Genomic DNA, 17,503 nt, shown 5'->3' with positions numbered 1-17,503 from the left:
TACCGGCTCAGCGGGTTTCCTTGTGCGGCCGGTGGGTCTTGCAGTTCGGGCAGAACTTCTTGATCTCCAGGCGGTCCGGGTCGTTGCGCCGGTTCTTCCTGGTGATGTAGTTCCGGTGCTTGCACTCCTCGCACGCGAGGGTGATCTTCGGGCGTACGTCGGTTGCAGCCACGGGTCCTTGCCTTCCTAGAGCTCACCAGCCCCGTGGGCCCAGTGCGGGCTTACCGCCTGGCGGGGATCTTCGACCGAGTAGCGGTGGCCGGACTTGAACCGGCGACACAGCGATTATGAGCCGCTTGCTCTACCAACTGAGCTACACCGCTTCGCACGACCAGAGGCCGCGCATGCTTGCGCACCGCGGCCAAGTCGTGGAGCCCCTTTACGGAATCGAACCGTAGACCTTCTCCTTACCATGGAGACGCTCTGCCGACTGAGCTAAAGGGGCTTGCTCTTTCGTTCTTGCCGAGCGAGGAGAACTCTACACAACCTCGCGCCGTTCACGAAATCGGGGGGTCCCTTCAGTGGACCAAGGTGAGCACCGTCTCATCCCGCGCACCCCTGACCTGCACGGTTCGCGCGCGCAACCAGGCCTCGAAGCGCTCCTCGGACAGCGGCCGGGAGATCAGGTAGCCCTGGGCCACGTCGCAGCCCATCGACACGAGCTGGTCGCGCGCGGCGTCGTCCTCGACGCCCTCGGCGACGACGGTGAGGCTCAGCGAGTGGCCCAGCTCGACGATCGAGCGGACCACGGCCATGTCGCCCAGGTCGGTGCCCATGCCGAGCACGAACGACTTGTCGATCTTCACCTCGTCCACCGGCAGCTGGCGCAGGTAGGCCAGTGACGAGTAGCCGGTGCCGAAGTCGTCAACGGCCAGCACGACGCCCATCGTGTGCAGGCGGCGCAGCACGGGCAGCGCCCGCTCGGGGTCGGCCATCACGCCGGACTCGGTCAGCTCGAAGGTGAGCAGCTCGGGCGGCACGTCGTGCTTGAGCAGCGCCGCCGCGACGCGGTCCGGGAACTCCTCGTCGGCCAGCGTCCGCACGGACAGGTTCACCGCGATGGACATCCGCAGCCCGCGGTCGATCCACCGGCGGACCCGGTCCAGCGCCTTGTCCATCACGAAGTCGGTCAGCACGTCCACCAGGCCGGTGGCCTCGACGGCGGGCACGAACTCGTCCGGGTCGACGCGGCCGAACTCGGGGTGCTTCCAGCGCACCAGGGCCTCCGCGCCGACCACCTGTCTGCTGGGCAGCGCGACCTTCGGCTGGTAGTGGATCGACACCTGGCCGCTCTCCAGCGCCGACCGGAACTGGGTGACCAGCTGGAAGCGGCGCAGGAAGATCTGGCCCATCGACGGCGCGTACGCGCGCAGCGGCTCGGCCTCGCTGGTCGCCCGCACGGCCACGTCGGCGCGCTGGAGCAGGGCGTCGGCGTCGGGGTCCTCGATCTCGCAGTCCGCGGTGGACGCCCACCCGACGACCGCGCCCGCCTCGACGGTGAGCCGGTCCACCGGGTACGGCACGGACAGCGCGGCGCGCAGCCGTTCGGCGATCTCCTGGATGCGCTCGGCCTGCCGGTCCAGCAGCAGCGCGGCGAACGCGCCGCCCTCCAGGCGGGCCAGCGGCACCTCGGGACCGAGTTCGTCGCGCAGGCGGCGGCCGGCCGCGACGACCATCCGGTTGCCCCAGGCCTGGCCCAGCGCGTCGGAGACGGTGGACAGCACGTCGAGGTCGATCCGGATGACCGCGGACCGGTCGGCCTGGCGCATCGGCTCGGCGGCGGCCTCGCGCAGGCCCGGCCGGTTGAGCAGGCCGGTCAGCGGGTCGTGGTAGGCGTCGTGGCGCAGCCGGGCGAGCAGGCGGCGGTTGTCCACGGCGGTGGACAGGTGGCTGGCGAGGGTGCGCAGCAGCTGGATGTCGGCCTTGCCGAAGCCGCGCCACCGGCTGAGCCGGTCGTGCACCTCGACCGCGCCGAGCAGCTGGGTCGCGCCGCGCAACGGCACCACCAGCGCTTCCTGCGCGTCGCGGCGGACCAGGGACTCGGAGACGTCCTCGCCGGCGTCGACGACGCGGAAGTACCGCACCTGCGAGCCGGGCAGCTGGAGCATGGCGTCCTCGCGCAGCTGGCGCGGGTCGTCGCGGCGCATGCCCTGGGGCAGCGGCTCGCCGGCGACCAGCGTGCGCATCGGGGCCTGCGGGTCGGTGCGCAGCCGCAGCACGACCCGGTTGGCGTTGAGCTGCTCGCGGATGCGTTCGGCGATCAGCTGCCACTCGTCGTCGTCGGCGCGGGCGTCGCCGCCGTCCGGGGTCGCGCCGCGCGGTCCGGTGGCGTGCCGGCCGGAGCGGGCGACGCGCAGCGACACCTCGCTGAGCGTCTCCAGGTCGCGCTGCTCGCGCAGCAGGCCGGAGTAGGCGAGGTAGATGGCGGTGATGCCGGCGAAGACCAGGACGATCAGGACGCCGCCCCACGGGGCCTTGTCCGCGATCTCGTAGCCGGCGAGGCCGGCGGAGGTGTTCAGCAGCGCCACGACCAGGGTCTGCAGCACCAGCCGCAGGCTCGGGCCGACGCGCATGCCCTTGCCCATCAGGCGCAGCGCGGTCAGGCCCAGGACGCTGGCCAGCAGCGGCACGGTGATGGTGCCGAGGAACGCGCCCGCCCACTTGGGTCCGTTGCCGTCCAGGAAGAGGTCCACGGAGTGGGCGACCGCGAAGGCCACCGAGATCTCCATGAACATCAGGCCCGCGTTGTAGACGGCGCGGTCGAGCACCCGGCGGCCGAGCAGCGTGCCGACGCCCGCGACCACGTGCGCGGCGAGCACGACCTCGAACGGGGCGACCAACAGGCCCAGGACGAGCGGGATCTCGGTGAAGGAGATGGTCCAGGCCACTCCGCTGCGCACGTCGACGTTGATGGCGAGCTGCTCGGCGAGCAGGAACCCGACGACGAGCAGCGGTCCGGTCCACAGGAGGTGCCTGGGGTCCCGGTCGGGCAGCCACGAGCCCACCGCGACCGCGGACAGCGTCCCGGCGAGCAGGAGCAGCACCGCGAACACGCTGAACGCGCGGGTCGTGGACCGGGTCGGCGCGCTCTGCGCCGTGGCCGACGCGTGGTCGGACATCCACCCTCCAAGTCGGCCGTCGTCGCGGTTGGCCGGGTCGCGGCCTACGAGCTCCTGGCGTGACTGAGGGGTCCCGAACACCCACCGAGACCCCTCCAGGGGTGCCAATGTACCCCGGTTGGGCGACGAAATGGCAGGTCGTTGCGCGGATTACCACGAAAGGTAACAGTTCGGATCACACGATCAGCTCCCCTGCCAGCACCGTCACCGCTCGTCCGGCGAGTCGCACGCGATCACCGTCCAAGATCGCCCGGACCTGTCCGCCGCGCGGCGAGGCCTGCTCGGCGAGCAGTTCGGCGCGGCCCAGGCGCGGCGCCCACCAGGAAGCGAGCGTGCAGTGCGCGGAACCGGTTACGGGATCCTCCGGGACCCCGTAGGAGGGGTAGAAGCAGCGGCTGACGACGTCGAGGCCGGGGCGGTCGCCGGGGGCGGTGACGATGACGCCGCGGCCGGGGACCCGGGCGAGGGCGGCGTGGTCGGGTTCGAGCGCTCGGACCTCGGCGGCGCTCCCGGCCTCCACGAGGACGTCGGAGACGGCTTGGGCGACGGCCTTGATCGTGACGCCGGGCAGGCCTGATGCGAGGGGTTCGGTCACCTCGATCGGCGTGGCCGGGTCGGCCGGGAAGTCCATCTCGACCCAGCCGTCGGGGGTGGTGGCGCAGGTGAGGAGGCCGCTGCGGGTGGTGAAGGCGCGGTCGCCGCCCAGGACGTGCGCGGTGGCGAGGGTCGCGTGGCCGCACAGGTCCACCTCGCGGACCGGGGTGAACCAGCGCAGCGGCAGCGGTCCTTCATCCTTGAGGCGCACGAATGCGGTCTCGGCGTGCTTCAGCTCCGCCGCGACGGACTGCATCCAGCGCTCGTCGTCCGGAGTCCCGTCGTCTTCGAGCAGCACGACGCCCGCGGGGTTGCCCGCGAACGCCCGGTCGGTGAAGGCGTCCACCACGAAGATGCGCACCGCCGCAGGCTACGGCCCTGGCTACGGTCACGGCATGGACCCGCTACTGCCCGCCATCGGACCGGTGCCCGAGCCGTACTCGTTCGCCGAACTGACCGCCGACGCGTTGAACGCCAGCTGGGGCGCGCTGCGCACGCACAGCCTGACGTGGCACCCGGACGCCGACCTCGACGCACAGCTGCGGGACTGGCCGCTGACCGGCGCCGGCGACCCCGACACGGCCGCGCTGGTGACGGTGCCGAGCCGGGCGGTGGCCGCCGCGGAGGTGCTGGTGCGCCACGGTTTCGCGCCCCTGCTGGTGACCGCGGCGCGGCGGGCGGGGCGGGGTGGCCCGGTGGGCGCGGCGGACGTGCGGATCCGGCGGGTGACGGCGGCGGACGTGGCCGTGGCCGTGTCGGTGAACGTGGAGACGGTCCGGTACGACGGCTGGTTCGGGATGGTCACCGAGCGGCCCTCGACCGCGGCGCGGCTGCGCGAGCACATCGAGGCCCGGCTGACGTGGGACGAGCCGGGGTTGTGGCTGGCGGAGCGGGACGGCACGCCGCTGGGCGTCCTGTACTACGACATGCCGCCGCACTCGGACTGGATCGCCGGGCGCACGTCCGCCGCGCCGGTGGTCTACATCGGACTGCTGGGCGTGCGGGAGGCGGCCCGGGGTGCGGGGGTGGGCAGCGCCCTGGTCGCGCACACCCACCGCCTGCTGGACGAGGCGGGCGTGGCCGTGACCCTGCTGCACCACGCCCTGCCGAACCCGCGCTCGACGCCGTTCTGGTACTCCCACGGCTACCGTCCGTTGTGGACGACTTGGCAGCGTCGGCCGGCTCTTTAGACGGGCACGAGTTCCTTCATCTCGCGCGGCGCGGTCTCGCGCAGGCCGGCGCGGATGACCGCCAGGCACTCGCGGGCGTCGGCGGCGGCCTGGTGCTGCGCCGCGCCGCTGCCCACGGCTTCGCGGAGGACCAGCCAGACCGAGGCGTCGTCCTCGCGGACGGCGGTGAGCAGCTCGCGCGGTTCCGGGTAGGGGTGCAGGGCGATGCGGTCGGTGTGCGTGCGCAGGTCGCGCAGGGTGTCGCGGTCGAGGCCGGTGGCCGCCAGGCGGTCGAGCTTGGCGGGGAGGTCCACGGAGACCAGCTCGGAGGTGGAGAGCGGTCCGAAGTTCAGGACCGTGGTGAGGGCGTATTCGAGGTCGTCGGCGGCGTTGAGCACCTCGCGCACGTGGTCGCGGGTGGCGGGTTGGGCGCGCCGGCGGACGGGGTGGTGCCGGATCACCAGGCCGAGGAGGACGCCGACGGCGAGGGCGGTCAGGGCGATCCCGATTTCGCTCATGGGTTCGAGTCTGGTCGCACGCACCGGTGTTCCGTGCGCGCGCACGACGGCCGGCGGTCTGGCAGCGCCGAGAGGTCGTCCCGACTTCGGCTGAGCTGAACAGCCCAACCGGTCGGCGTGGCGACGTGATCCGAACGGCCCAGAGGGGGAAGGTGTCCCCCAGGCTCTCGTCCGCCCGAGTGAACCCGGAACCGAGGGGTACTCAAGCCGTAGGTCGAGACCTCCTGACAAGACAAAGGGGATGCACAACGGGCGAGGGGGTCGCCATGACCATCGCGAAGGAACTGTCCAACCGGGCGAAGGCCATGCTGAAGGCCGTGGCCGCGGGCAGGGGCCAACTGTCGGGCGGCGTGGAGCCGGACCTGTACGTCGACGGCCTGCCCTGCTGCGACCAGGCGACCACCCACGCCCTGGTCCACGCCGGCCTCCTCCGCGCCCGCCGCGCCGTGGGCCTGTACGAGCGCACGGACGCCGAGCTGACCGACGCGGGACGAGCAGCCATCGCATAACCCTCGAACACACGTTCGACATGGGTTATGCTGCACCCGAGGCCGGCACGCAAGCGAGAGGAAGCGCTTGCGCGTCGGCCTCGCCTACGTCCGGGGTCAGCGCAGCCGAGGCTGACGCGCTCCGGGCGTTCGGCAGGCCCGCCGGACAGGGTCACGACCGCCGTGCCGAGCCCACGGCGTCTCGAACCGCAATCGTGTGGAGCCTTTGCCGGCCCGAAAACGCGAGAAAGCCTCCGTGAACCGTGCTCACGGAGGCTTTCTCGCTGATGTGGCGGGTAGAGGATTCGAACCTCTGTAGCTTTCGCGACGGATTTACAGTCCGCTCCCATTGGCCGCTCGGGCAACCCGCCCCGCCCCCGGTCGCCCGGGTGCGGTGCAGACAATACATAACCCCGTCGCGGCCACTCAAACCGGGGCCGTCCCGGTAGGCTTCCGGGGGTTCGCAGACACGCCTACGCGGAGGTATCGGGCACGTGGCAGACCCGTCGTTCGACGTGGTGAGCAAGGTCGACCGGCAGGAGGTCGACAACGCGCTCAACCAGGCCGCCAAGGAGCTGAGCACCCGGTTCGACTTCCGGAACACCGGCACGTCGGTGGCCTGGGCGGGCGAGGAGGCGATCGCCTTCGAGTCCTCGACCGAGGAGCGCTGCCGGGCCGCGATCGACGTCTTCCAGGAGAAGCTGGTCAAGCGCGGCATCTCGATGAAGGCCTTCGAGATCGGCGACCCCGCGGTCTCCGGGAAGGTGTTCAAGGTCACAGGCAAGGTCGTCCAGGGCATCTCGTCGGAGAAGGCCAAGGAGATCGCCAAGAAGGTCCGCGACGAGGGCCCGAAGGGCGTGCAGGCGCAGATCCAGGGCGACCAGCTCCGCATCTCGGGCAAGAAGAAGGACCACCTGCAGGACGTCATCGCGCTCCTCAAGAGCAGCGACTTCGGTATCGCCCTCCAGTTCACGAACTACCGATGAAGGGCATCATCCTGGCGGGCGGGAGCGGCACGCGGCTGCACCCGATCACGCAGGCGGTGTCCAAGCAGCTCCTCCCGGTCTACGACAAGCCGATGGTGTACTACCCGCTGTCGGTGCTGATGCTCGCGGGCATCCGGGAGGTCCTGCTCATCTCGACGCCGACCGACCTGCCGCTGTTCCGTCGGCTGCTCGGGGACGGGTCCCAGTTCGGGATCTCCGTGGAGTACGCCGAGCAGGCCCACCCGAACGGGCTGGCCGAGGCGTTCGTCATCGGCGCGGACTTCGTCGGCGACGACGCGGTGTCGCTGGTCCTGGGCGACAACATCTTCTACGGCCAGGGCTTTTCCAAGCTGCTCCAGCACCACGCGGCGACGCTGGACGGCTGCGTGCTGTTCGGCTACCCGGTGCGCGACCCCGAGCGGTACGGCGTGGGCGAGGTCGACGCGGAGGGCCGGCTGGTCTCCATCGAGGAGAAGCCGGCGGTGCCGAAGTCGAACAAGGCGATCACCGGCCTGTACTTCTACGACAACGACGTCGTGGAGATCGCGCGGAACCTCAAGCCGTCGGCGCGGGGCGAGCTGGAGATCACCGACGTCAACCTGGAGTACCTGCGGCGCGGCAAGGCGCAGCTGGTGGACCTGGGTCGCGGCTTCGCGTGGCTGGACACCGGCACGCACGACTCGCTGCTGGAGGCGGGCCAGTTCGTGCAGGTGCTGGAGCACCGGCAGGGCGTGCGCATCGCGTGCCCGGAGGAGATCGCGCTGCGGATGGGCTTCATCAGCGCGGACGAGTGCTACGCGCTGGGTGAGAAGCTCGCGAAGTCCGGCTACGGCCAGTACCTGATGAGCGTGGCCCGCGAGGTGCGGTGACCGGCCTGCCGCGCTAGGAGCGGCGGGCCAGTTCCTCCAGGCGGCGGACGCGGTCGGCGATCGGGGGGTGGGTCGAGAACCAGCGCGCCAGCTGTTCGCCGGGCCGGAACGGTGACGCGATCATCAGGTGCGACTGGGACACCACCTGCGGCTCCGGGGCCAGGGGCGCCGCGCGGGTGCCGAGGTCGAGTTTGCGCAGCGCCGAGGCCAGGGCCAGCGGGTCGCCGGTGAGTTCCGCGCCGGACGCGTCGGCCTGGTACTCGCGGGACCGGCTGACGGCCAGCTGCACGATGCCCGCCGCGATCGGCCCGAGGACGGCGATCAGCAGCATGGCGAACGGGTTGGGGCGGTCCTCGTCGTCGCCGCCGAACAGGCTCGCGAACAGGGCCAGGTTCGCCAACGCGCTGACCACGCTCGCCAGCGCGCCCGCGACGCACGAGATGAGGATGTCGCGGTTGTAGACGTGCGACAGCTCGTGCCCGAGGACCGCGCGCAGCTCGCGCTCGTCCAGGAGTTCGAGGATTCCGGTGGTGCAGCACACGGCGGCGTTGCGCGGGTTGCGGCCGGTCGCGAACGCGTTCGGCGCGGCCGTGGGGCTGATGTAGAGGCGGGGCATGGGCTGCCGCGCGGCCATCGCCAGTTCCCGCACGATCCGGTACATCGCGGGCTGTTCGACCTCCGACACGGGGCGGGCCCGCATCGCGCGCAGGGCCAGCTTGTCGGAGTTGAAGTACGCGTAGGCGTTGACGCCCAGTGCCAGCACGACGCCGATGACCAGCGCGGTGCGCCCGAAGAACGAGCTGATCCCGACGATCAGCGCGCTCATGGCGCCCAGCAGCAACGCGGTCTTCAACCCGTTGTAGTGCTTGTGCACGGTGTTCGCCTCCGGGTGACTACGTCCTCCCTCTCAACGCTCCCGGACGTCCGGGGGTTCCGGAACCCCCTCGTCCGGGGCGTGTGGCACCGGTCTCCGGAGCGGGTTCCGCCTGGGTGTCGAGAACAGGTGGCGGCGGCACATGTTCCACCCACATGTTCAGAACATCCCGTTCGTGGACGAGTTCGGCGACGGCGCCGTGGCCGTCGAGCGTGCCGGTGCCGGGGTAGGAGAAGTCGGGGGCCCAGTGGAGGGCGTCGAACGGGCAGGCCTCGACGCAGATGCCGCAGTAGAGGCACTGGCCGTAGTCGATGGCGAAGCGGTCGAGGACGTTGCGGGCGCGGGGGCGGGCGGAGCCGGGCTGGTGCTCGACCTCGGTGTGGGAGTCGATGTGGATGCACCAGTCGGGGCACTCGCGGGCGCAGATCATGCAGACGGTGCAGTTGGCTTCGAGCAGGGCGATGACGCCTCGGGTGCGGGGTGGGAGGGCCGACGCGGCGAGGGTGGGAGGTGGAGCGGGCGCGGCCGGCACGGCGGCGGGCTCGGCCGGCACGGCGGCGGGCTCGGCCGGCACGGCGGCGGGCTCGGCCGGCACGGCGGCGGGCTCGGCGCTTGTGGCGGCGGGCACGGCAGCTTCGGCTGCGGGCACGGCAGCTGCGGCGGCGGGCGCGGCGGCTTCGGCGGGCTTGGCGGGCGCGGCGGTGGGGTCCGTCGGGTCAGTCGGGTCCGTCGGGTGGGTCGGGTCAGGCATGGGGGTCACCTTCGAGGCGTCGGGGGCCCCAGGACGGGTCGGGTACGCCGGGTGGGGCGGTGCGGCGGCGGCTGGGGGCGGTGGTGCCGTCTTCGCCCGGTTCCAGCCTGCCCGGCCACGGGCGGACCACGCGGGACGCCAGCACGAAGTCCTTGCGCAGCGGGTGGCCGGTGAAGGACTCCGGCAGCAGCAGGTGCGGCGCGGGTTCGGTCAGGGCGATGCCGAACATCTCCACCGCCTCCCGCTCGTGCCACGCCGCCCCCGCCCACAGACCGGCCACGCTCGGCAGCGGCTCGTCGCCGATCTCGGTGCGCAGCAACAGCCCCAGCTTGGTCTCGGGGTTCAGCACGTGCAGGTACACCGCGTGCCGCACACCGGACGCGCCGGGACGCCCGGCGTCCTCGACACCCAGCCAGTCGAAAGCGGTGCAGCCCAGGTCATACGCCTGGCGCGCGGCAGCGGACCAGTGCTGGACGGCGACGTGCGCAATCGTTTGCCCGAACGCGGTCTTCACCGTCGCGCCCTCCACGAGCGCGGCCAGGTCGGCGGACGCGGCGGTCATGACACCAACCTGTGCAGGGCGGCGAGGCCTTCGAGCAGCGCCTCGGGGCGGGGTGGGCAACCCGGCACGGCGACGTGCACCGGCAGCACCTGGTCGACGCCCTTGGTGACGCTGTAGGAGTCCCAGTACGGCCCGCCGGTGTTGCTGCACGCCCCGACGGACAGGACGTAACGGGGTTCCGGCATCTCCTGGTATGTGGCGATCACTGCGGGCAACATGACATCGGTGACCGTCCCGGACACGACCAGCACGTGCGCCTCGCCCGCGGCGTGCGCCACGTCCACCCCCAGCGCGGCCAGGTCGTGCGGCCGTCCGCCCTCCAGGGCCGCCATGACCTCGACGCCGCAGCAGGCGAGCCCGAGGTCGAGCACGGTGACCCGGTACTTCGTTCCCCAGTCCAGGGTGGAAACCGTCACGTCGGATGAGGTTAATACGTGGGGGCCCGCCCGGCGCACGCCCGGCGGGCCCCCAACCCCCCAAAACCCCCTTGATTGCTCCCACGTGAACTCGCACCTGGTTGCGGAAGAAGTCTCTTACGAACCGTGTATACGTGTCCAGACAAAGCAACCAAGTTCTTCGGATAATTTGACCCCATACTGCGATCAAGTTCAGTACAACTGATCGGTAGAACAGTACGACCCCGACCCGAGAGGCCCCGATGTCCACGTCGGCACAGCTCCTGCTCCCCGCGGGCAACCGGCTCAGCAGGCTCCTGCACACCTCCCCGCTGCTGCTGGACACAACGTTCGACCAGCTCAGGACGTTGATCGCGGTGTATGAGACGAAGTCGGCGCTGCGCGCGGCACGGGTGCTGGGGCGGGAGCAGTCCAGCGTGCAGAAGCAGATCGACACGCTGAACCGGAACTTCAAGTCGTTGTGCGGCGAACCGCTGGTCGTCAAGCAGGGGCGCGGAAAAGACGTGCTGATCACACCCACCGGCGAGGCGTTGGTGGAATTGGCGCGGTCCACAATGACCGACTGGCTGGATTCGATTCACGAGTGCCGCCGCAAGCTCGGCACGACGCTCACCGTGGGTACCACCCGGTTCATGCTCGACTCGCTGGCGAAGGCGTGGCACCACGTGGCCGACGACTTCCGGCGGCGGGACGTGGAGCTGAAGGTCGTGCACATCCGGACCCGGGACATCTGGAACAAGCTGGAGAGCAAGGAGGTCGACATCGTCTGCGGCAGCGTGGTGACGCCCGCGGGCGACGGGTCGGAGTTCGCGGACTTCGACGTGATCGAGTGGCGGCGCGGCGGGCTGGCGCTGCTGACGAACATCCCGGAGCACCGGTTGGGTTCGAGCGTCGGCACCGGGGAGTTGCCGAAGCTGCCGCTGGTGGTGCCGGGTGACGGGCTGATCGCCGAGTTCCTGCGCGGGTGGTTCGGGCCGGACTACCGCAACGAGCTGGACATCGCGGCGGAGATCGACGAGATCCAGTACGGGATGTCGCTGCTGCGGTCCGGCCTGGTGGAGGGCTGCATGATCGTCACGTCCGGCTTGGGCGTGGTCGCGGCCAACAACGAGCTGCGCGAGGGCTCGGGCCTGCGGGTGGTGGAGCTGAAGAACGACCGGAAGCCGGTCCTGGAACGCCTGGTCGGGGTCTTCGCCCGCAAGGAGGAGCGGGCGAAGTTCCCGGCCGACCACCCGTTGAACCTGCTGTGGGCGGCGTTCCAACGGGAGGTGTCGGACTAACCGTTGCGCTGCCGCTGAACCTGCTTGACCAGCCACTCGATCCCGGTGAGCTGGTGCGGAACCTCGGGCTTCTCGCGTTCCACCCGTTCCTCCTCCGGCGGCTGGGGCAACGGCTCTGCCCGCTGGGCGTCGAGGTCGTTCATGGCGCGCTCCCTACCTTGGTCGACAGCGAGGTGCCGTCGATCGGAGCACTCCGCGAGGTTCCGTCGCTAGCCCGATCAGCCCTATGGGTGACGCGCGCTCCGCCCGTTCCCGCCACGATGCCCTGGTGATCATCACCGGCTGCCCGGACGGCCCCGAGCCACCCCTGCCCGCGTCACCTTTGGCCGACGCGTCGTCTGTGGGTTCGTGAAACGCGAAGGCCCCCGACCGCAGTCGGAGGCCTTCAACGAAACAGCGCTCAGTCCCGGAGTTCCATCGTGCAGCACTTCGGGCCGCCGCCGGACTTGCGGAGTTCCGAGATGTCCACGAAGACCGGTTCGAAGCCGCGCTTCGCCACTTCTTCCGCCAGGTGCGTCGCCTCGACCGGCAGGACCACGTGGCGGCCGTCGGAGACCGCGTTCAGGCCCAGGCACTCCGCGTCCTCCGCGGTCGCGATGACCGCGTCCGGGAACAGGCGGCGCAGGACTCGTTGCGAGCCCGGGGAGAAGGCCTCCGGGTAGTACGCCACCAGGTCGTCGGAGAGCACGAACAGGGCCACGTCCAGGTGGTAGTACCTCGGGTCGACCAGCTGTAGCGAGATCACCGGCACGCCCAGGACCTCCTGGGCCTCCGAGTGGGCCAGGGGGTCGGTGCGGAAGCCCGTGCCGGCGAGCAGGTACCTGCCGGTCCAGGTGAAGTCGCCCTCGGCCTCGTTGGTGCGCTCCGGCATGACGACGTTGGTGTAGCCGTTCGCCAGGAACCAGCGGCGGAAGTGGTCCGCCTCCGGGACGCGCTGCTCGGCTCGGAAGCGGGAGCCGAGGACCTGGCCGTCGATGACCGTGCCCGAGTTGGCCGAGAAGACCATGTCGGGCAGACCGGGCTGGGGCTCGATCAGGTCGACCTTGTGACCCAGTCGCTCGTAGGTCTCCTTCAGCTCCGTCCACTGGGCCAGGGCCAGCTCGGTGCTGATGGGTTTGGTCGGGTCCATCCACGGGTTGATCGCGTACTCCACCGTGAAGTACTCCGGCGGGCACATGAGGTACCGACGGGTGGTCGGCACGCGCACGGGGGCGGCGGGCGTGGTGACGCCCAGCACGATCGGCTCATCGCCGGGGCCCAGGAGGGAAACCGAGGTCATGGATCGAAGGGTAAATAACCCTCAGACCAGCGAACAACGCCGCAGTATTGCGTCTTCTAGTGCAGAATGTTGCGTGTGGACTCGATCGACCAGCGGATCATTTCGTGCCTGATGGCCAACGCCCGCTCCAGCTACGCGGACATCGGCAAGGAGGTCGGCCTGTCGGCCCCCGCGGTGAAGCGGCGGGTCGACCGGCTCCTGGACACCGGTGTGCTGCGCGGCTTCACGGCCGTCGTGGACCCCGAGCAGCTCGGGTGGGGCACGGAGGCGTTCGTCGAGGTGCACTGCCGGGGCAACGTGACCCCCGGCGACATCCAGGCCCGGCTGGAGCCGATGGCCGAGGTCATGGCCGCCTACACGGTCTCCGGCGCGGCCGACGCGATCGTCCACCTGCGGGCGGCGAACATCCACCACCTGGAGACCGCGCTGGAACGGCTGCGCGCCGTGGAGATCATCGACCGGACCGTGTCGACCGTCGTGCTCTCCCGACTGCTGGACCGGCCACCGGCCCCCTAGAGTGCCGCCATGCCAGAGGTGTTGTTGGAGTTCGTCGACCGTGTGGCCGTCATCACCGTGCACGACCCGGACCGGCGCAACGCGCTGACGCTCGACCTGTCCGACCAGTTGGTGCGGGCCGTGGGAAGGGCCGAGGAGGACGCCCACGCCGTCGTCGTGACCGGCGCTCCCCCGGCGTTCTGCGCGGGGGCCGACCTGACCGCGCTCGGCGAGGCCCGGGAGGAGGGGCTGCGGCGCATCTACGCCGGGTTCCTCGCCGTCGCCGGCTGCTCGTTGCCGACGATCGCGGCCGTGGGCGGGGCCGCGGTGGGCGCGGGGCTGAACCTGGCGCTCGCGTGTGACGTGCGGCTCGCAGGTCCGAAGGCGCGGTTCGACGCGCGGTTCCTCCAGCTCGGCATCCACCCGGGCGGCGGCATGACGTGGATGCTCCAGCGCCTCGCCGGCCCGCAGACGGCCACCGCGATGACGCTGTTCGGGCAGGTCCTGGACGCGGACGGGGCCGTGCGGCACGGACTGGCGTGGGAACGGGTCGACGGCGGGCACGACGAGCTGCTCGCACGGGCCGTCGAGCTGGCCCGGCCGGCGGCCGAAGCTCCCCGGGAACTGGTCCGAACCATCAAGGCGACCATGCGGCGAACGGCGGCCATGGTCGAGCACAGTGAAGCCGTGGACACCGAAATCGTCCCCCAGGTCGCGTCCATCGAGACGCCGGAGTTCGCCGCCAAGCTGGCCGCGATGAAGGCCCGCATCAGCGGGCACCCCTGAGCGGAGGGCTGTGGACAGACCCCGCGACTTACCTGTAACTTCCGGTAACACTTACTGACCGGTACTTACGGAGGATTGCTGAGTTACCGCGGGGTTGCCCGGCAGTGCACCACTTGGGACGGATCGTCCCGCACAGTGGTACGGCGGAAACCGGCTCGACGACGGGCACGACTACCCTCGATGGAGGGGGAGGGGCGACTTGGCCCCTAGCGGGCGTGAAGAGAGGGATCGGCGTAGGACATGACTACCGACGTTGGTAACGGCGCCGCGCCAGGTGGCTCCCCGGAGAAGACCACCCGCAAGCTCGACCGGGTGGTCATCCGGTTCGCGGGCGACTCGGGCGACGGCATGCAGCTCACGGGTGACCGGTTCACCTCGGAGGCCGCGGCGTTCGGCAACGACCTCGCGACGCTGCCGAACTTCCCGGCCGAGATCCGGGCGCCACAGGGCACCCTGCCGGGCGTTTCCAGCTTCCAGCTGCACTTCGCGGACTACGACATCCTCACGCCCGGCGACCGGCCCGACGTCCTGGTCGCGATGAACCCGGCCGCGCTCAAGGCCAACATCGGCGACCTGCCCCGCGGCGGCACGCTGATCGTCAACACCGACGAGTTCACCAAGCGCAACCTGGTGAAGGTCGGCTACGACAGCGACCCCCTGGAGGACAACTCCCTGGAGGGTTACCAGGTCCACAAGGTGGCGATGGCCACACTGACCATCGGCGCGCTGGAGAACACCGGCCTGGGCAAGAAGGACGCCGAGCGGGCGAAGAACATGTTCGCCCTGGGCCTGCTGTCCTGGATGTACCACCGGCCGACCGAGGGCACCGAGCGGTTCCTGCGCGAGAAGTTCGCCAAGAAGCCCGACATCGCCGAGGCCAACGTGCTGGCGTTCCGGGCGGGCTGGAACTACGGCGAGACCACCGAGTCCTTCGCGGTCACCTACGAGGTCGCGCCGGCCAAGCTCAACCAGGGCACCTACCGCCAGATCACCGGCAACACCGCGCTCGCCTACGGCATCGTCGCCGCCGGGCAGCAGGCGAAGCTGCCGGTCGTGCTGGGCACCTACCCGATCACCCCGGCCTCGGACATCCTCCACGAGCTGTCCCGGCACAAGAACTTCGGCATCACCACGCTCCAGGCCGAGGACGAGATCGCCGGCATCGGCGCGGCCCTGGGCGCCTCCTACGGCGGCGCGCTGGGCATCACGTCCACGTCCGGCCCGGGTGTGGCGCTGAAGTCGGAGACCATCGGCCTCGCCGTGATGACCGAGCTGCCGCTGGTGATCATCGACGTGCAGCGCGGCGGCCCGTCGACCGGTCTGCCGACCAAGACCGAGCAGGCCGACCTGCTGCAGGCGATGTTCGGCCGCAACGGCGAGTCGCCGGTGCCGATCGTCGCGCCGCAGTCGCCCGCCGACTGCTTCGACGCCGCCCTGGACGCGGTCCGCATCGCGCTGAAGTACCGCACGCCGGTGCTGCTGCTCTCCGACGGCGCGATCGCCAACGGCTCCGAGCCGTGGCTGATCCCGGACCTCGCGGACCTGCCGGACCTGTCGGTCGAGTTCGCCACCGCGCCCAACGGCCCGGACGGCGAGTTCTGGCCCTACCTGCGCGACCCGGAGACGCTGGCCCGCCCGTGGGCCGTGCCCGGCACGCCGGGGCTGCAGCACCGCATCGGCGGTCTGGAGAAGTCCGACGGCACCGGCAACATCTCCTACGACCCGGCCAACCACGACAAGATGGTGCGGCTGCGGCAGCAGAAGGTGGACGGCATCGAGGTGCCCGACGTGGTCGTGGACGACCCGTCCGGGCAGGCCCGGGTGCTGGTCGTGGGCTGGGGCTCGTCCTACGGCCCGATCGGCGCGGCGGCCCGCCGGGTGCGCAAGCTCGGGCTGCCGGTCGCGCACGCCCACCTGCGCCACCTCAACCCCTTCCCGAAGAACCTGGGAGAGGTGCTGGCGCGCTACGACAAGGTCGTCGTGCCGGAGATGAACCTCGGCCAGCTCGCGCTGCTCCTGCGCGCCAAGTACCTGGTCGACGCCATCAGCTACACCAAGGTGCAGGGCCTGCCGTTCAAGGCGGAGGAGCTCCAGGACGTGCTGGCCGACGTGATCAAGGGAGTGGCCTCGTGAACGAGTTTACGAGTTCACAGTTCTACGCAGCACCGTGCGGTCAGCGCGGCGCCGAGCGCAGCGAGGGGACGCGATGACCGCGATCGATCTGGGTCTTCCGGGCTTGGGGGGGCTCGACGGGGTTCCGACGTCGGACGAGCCGCAGAAGGCCAAGGACTACAAGTCCGACCAGGAAGTCCGCTGGTGCCCCGGCTGCGGCGACTACGTGGTGCTCAACGCCGTGCAGTCGTTCCTGCCCACGCTCGGCCTCAAGCGCGAGAACATCGTGTTCATCTCCGGGATCGGCTGCTCGTCGCGGTTCCCGTACTACATGAACACCTACGGCATGCACTCCATCCACGGCCGCGCGCCCGCCATCGCGACCGGCCTGGCCGTGGCGCGGCCGGACCTGTCGGTGTGGGTCGTGACCGGTGACGGCGACGCGCTGTCCATCGGCGGCAACCACCTGATCCACACGCTGCGCCGCAACGTGAACTTGAAGATCCTGCTGTTCAACAACCGGATCTACGGCCTGACCAAGGGCCAGTACTCCCCCACCTCCGAAGAGGGCAAGGTCACCAAGTCCACGCCGTACGGGTCGCTGGACCACCCGTTCAACCCGGTGTCGCTGGCGCTGGGCGCGGAGGCGTCGTTCGTGGGCCGGGCGGTGGACTCCGACCGGGCCGGGCTGACCGAGGTGCTGCGCCAGGCCGCCGAGCACCGCGGGTCAGCGCTGGTGGAGATCTACCAGAACTGCCCGATCTTCAACGACGGCGCGTTCGACGTGCTCAAGGACGCCGACGAGGCCTCCCGGCGGATCATCAACGTGGTCGACGGCCAGCCGATCGTCTTCGGCGGCGGCGAGTACGCGGTGGTGCGCGACGGCTTCGGCCTGACCGTGGCCAAGACCGCCGACGTCGAGGAGTCCGAGATCGTCGTGCACGACGCGTCGGACCTGAACCTGTCGTTCGCGCTGTCCCGCCTGTCCACGCAGGACCTCCAGCACACGGTGACCGGTGTGTTCCGCAACGTCGCCCGCGCCACCTACGACGACGCGGCCCGCGCACAGGTCGCCGAGGCGCAGGCCGCGAAGCCCGCCGACCTGGCGGCGCTGCTGCGCGGCAAGGACACCTGGACCGTCGCCTAAGACGCGGTCGAACACGGAAGGGCCCCTGCTCCGCCTCCCGGAGCAGGGGCCCTTCGCG

19 protein-coding genes and 3 tRNA genes are annotated in these 17,503 nt (G+C 70.7%); 9 read left to right on the top strand and 13 right to left on the bottom strand.

Features of this window, described 5'->3' with window-relative positions:
- Positions 1–7: 7 nt before the first annotated feature.
- From rpmG to ABD126_RS19565, 5 genes are all read right to left on the bottom strand, one after another.
- Positions 8–172 carry a 50S ribosomal protein L33 gene (gene rpmG, locus ABD126_RS19585; protein ID WP_121224826.1) on the bottom strand — a complete coding sequence of 55 codons (165 nt, stop codon included), beginning with the start codon at positions 170–172 and terminating at the stop codon, positions 8–10.
- 78 nt (positions 173–250) lie between these two features.
- Positions 251–323 (bottom strand) — tRNA-Met (locus tag ABD126_RS19580).
- Between the two features lie 46 nt (positions 324–369).
- Positions 370–445: transfer RNA gene (locus tag ABD126_RS19575), tRNA-Thr, on the bottom strand.
- 73 nt (positions 446–518) lie between these two features.
- Positions 519–3,119, bottom strand: coding sequence for a putative bifunctional diguanylate cyclase/phosphodiesterase (locus ABD126_RS19570; RefSeq protein WP_343935314.1), 2,601 nt, complete (start codon positions 3,117–3,119; stop codon positions 519–521).
- A gap of 175 nt (positions 3,120–3,294) precedes the next feature.
- A complete protein-coding gene (locus ABD126_RS19565) occupies positions 3,295–4,074 on the bottom strand; it encodes a PhzF family phenazine biosynthesis protein (RefSeq protein WP_343935313.1) in 780 nt (259 codons plus the stop codon).
- A 34-nt stretch (positions 4,075–4,108) separates the two neighbouring features.
- Here ABD126_RS19565 and ABD126_RS19560 point away from each other — a divergent pair, with 34 nt between their 5' ends.
- Positions 4,109–4,903, top strand: a complete 795-nt coding sequence (locus ABD126_RS19560) for a GNAT family N-acetyltransferase (protein ID WP_343935312.1) — start codon at positions 4,109–4,111, stop codon at positions 4,901–4,903.
- Here the strand turns inward: ABD126_RS19560 and ABD126_RS19555 are convergent.
- The gene (locus tag ABD126_RS19555) at positions 4,900–5,400 is read right to left on the bottom strand and encodes a hypothetical protein (RefSeq protein ID WP_343935311.1); all 501 of its coding nucleotides are present in this window, start codon (positions 5,398–5,400) and stop codon (positions 4,900–4,902) included. The two genes, ABD126_RS19560 and ABD126_RS19555, sit on opposite strands and share 4 nt — an antisense overlap.
- Before the next feature lie 266 nt (positions 5,401–5,666).
- On the opposite strand from ABD126_RS19555, the gene ABD126_RS19550 reads away from it, so the two are divergent.
- Positions 5,667–5,909, top strand: a complete 243-nt coding sequence (locus ABD126_RS19550; RefSeq protein ID WP_343935310.1) for a hypothetical protein — start codon at positions 5,667–5,669, stop codon at positions 5,907–5,909.
- A gap of 269 nt (positions 5,910–6,178) precedes the next feature.
- Here ABD126_RS19550 and ABD126_RS19545 read toward each other — a convergent pair.
- Positions 6,179–6,259 (bottom strand) — tRNA-Tyr (locus ABD126_RS19545).
- A gap of 123 nt (positions 6,260–6,382) precedes the next feature.
- On the opposite strand from ABD126_RS19545, the gene ABD126_RS19540 reads away from it, so the two are divergent.
- Positions 6,383–6,874: a YajQ family cyclic di-GMP-binding protein gene (locus ABD126_RS19540; protein WP_343935309.1), complete on the top strand. Its 492-nt coding sequence runs from the start codon at positions 6,383–6,385 to the stop codon at positions 6,872–6,874.
- The gene (rfbA, locus tag ABD126_RS19535; protein ID WP_343935308.1) at positions 6,871–7,743 is read left to right on the top strand and encodes a glucose-1-phosphate thymidylyltransferase RfbA; all 873 of its coding nucleotides are present in this window, start codon (positions 6,871–6,873) and stop codon (positions 7,741–7,743) included. The genes ABD126_RS19540 and rfbA overlap by 4 nt, the downstream gene beginning before the upstream one ends.
- Positions 7,744–7,756: 13 nt before the next feature.
- Here the strand turns inward: rfbA and htpX are convergent, their stop codons facing one another.
- Genes htpX through ABD126_RS19515 form a run of 4 tightly spaced genes read right to left on the bottom strand, consistent with a single transcriptional unit; the run spans position 7,757 to position 10,346 of the window.
- Entirely contained in the window at positions 7,757–8,617 is an 861-nt protein-coding gene (gene htpX / locus ABD126_RS19530; RefSeq protein ID WP_343935307.1) for a zinc metalloprotease HtpX, read from the bottom strand.
- A gap of 19 nt (positions 8,618–8,636) precedes the next feature.
- Positions 8,637–9,368: a 4Fe-4S binding protein gene (locus ABD126_RS19525; RefSeq protein WP_343935306.1), complete on the bottom strand. Its 732-nt coding sequence runs from the start codon at positions 9,366–9,368 to the stop codon at positions 8,637–8,639.
- Positions 9,361–9,930 (bottom strand): NADH-quinone oxidoreductase subunit C, encoded by a 570-nt coding sequence (locus tag ABD126_RS19520; RefSeq protein WP_343935305.1) that lies wholly within the window; start codon positions 9,928–9,930, stop codon positions 9,361–9,363. The genes ABD126_RS19525 and ABD126_RS19520 overlap by 8 nt, the downstream gene beginning before the upstream one ends.
- Complete coding sequence (locus ABD126_RS19515) at positions 9,927–10,346, bottom strand: NADH-quinone oxidoreductase subunit B (RefSeq protein ID WP_343935304.1); 420 nt, start codon at positions 10,344–10,346, stop codon at positions 9,927–9,929. The genes ABD126_RS19520 and ABD126_RS19515 overlap by 4 nt, the downstream gene beginning before the upstream one ends.
- Before the next feature lie 242 nt (positions 10,347–10,588).
- Here ABD126_RS19515 and ABD126_RS19510 point away from each other — a divergent pair, with 242 nt between their 5' ends.
- Positions 10,589–11,626 (top strand): LysR family transcriptional regulator, encoded by a 1,038-nt coding sequence (locus ABD126_RS19510; RefSeq protein WP_343935303.1) that lies wholly within the window; start codon positions 10,589–10,591, stop codon positions 11,624–11,626.
- Here ABD126_RS19510 and ABD126_RS19505 read toward each other — a convergent pair.
- Together ABD126_RS19505 and ddaH are read right to left on the bottom strand one after the other, a co-directional pair.
- Positions 11,623–11,769, bottom strand: coding sequence for a hypothetical protein (locus tag ABD126_RS19505; protein WP_343935302.1), 147 nt, complete (start codon positions 11,767–11,769; stop codon positions 11,623–11,625). The two genes, ABD126_RS19510 and ABD126_RS19505, sit on opposite strands and share 4 nt — an antisense overlap.
- Before the next feature lie 257 nt (positions 11,770–12,026).
- Entirely contained in the window at positions 12,027–12,905 is an 879-nt protein-coding gene (gene ddaH, locus ABD126_RS19500; protein ID WP_343935301.1) for a dimethylargininase, read from the bottom strand.
- Between the two features lie 75 nt (positions 12,906–12,980).
- Here ddaH and ABD126_RS19495 point away from each other — a divergent pair, with 75 nt between their 5' ends.
- From ABD126_RS19495 to ABD126_RS19480, 4 genes are all read left to right on the top strand, one after another.
- Entirely contained in the window at positions 12,981–13,421 is a 441-nt protein-coding gene (locus ABD126_RS19495; RefSeq protein ID WP_121224781.1) for an Lrp/AsnC family transcriptional regulator, read from the top strand.
- A gap of 9 nt (positions 13,422–13,430) precedes the next feature.
- Entirely contained in the window at positions 13,431–14,186 is a 756-nt protein-coding gene (locus ABD126_RS19490) for an enoyl-CoA hydratase (protein ID WP_343935300.1), read from the top strand.
- A gap of 240 nt (positions 14,187–14,426) precedes the next feature.
- Complete coding sequence (locus ABD126_RS19485) at positions 14,427–16,319, top strand: 2-oxoacid:acceptor oxidoreductase subunit alpha (RefSeq protein WP_343935299.1); 1,893 nt, start codon at positions 14,427–14,429, stop codon at positions 16,317–16,319.
- Positions 16,320–16,392: 73 nt separating this feature from the next.
- Positions 16,393–17,445, top strand: coding sequence for a 2-oxoacid:ferredoxin oxidoreductase subunit beta (locus ABD126_RS19480; RefSeq protein WP_343935298.1), 1,053 nt, complete (start codon positions 16,393–16,395; stop codon positions 17,443–17,445).
- The last annotated feature ends 58 nt before the right edge of the window (positions 17,446–17,503 follow it).

It is taken from the genome of Saccharothrix mutabilis subsp. mutabilis (assembly GCF_039521145.1).
Lineage (GTDB): Bacteria > Actinomycetota > Actinomycetes > Mycobacteriales > Pseudonocardiaceae > Actinosynnema > Actinosynnema mutabilis.
The sequence above is the reverse complement of the archived record's forward strand: the minus strand, read 5'-3'. Positions and strand labels throughout refer to the sequence as shown.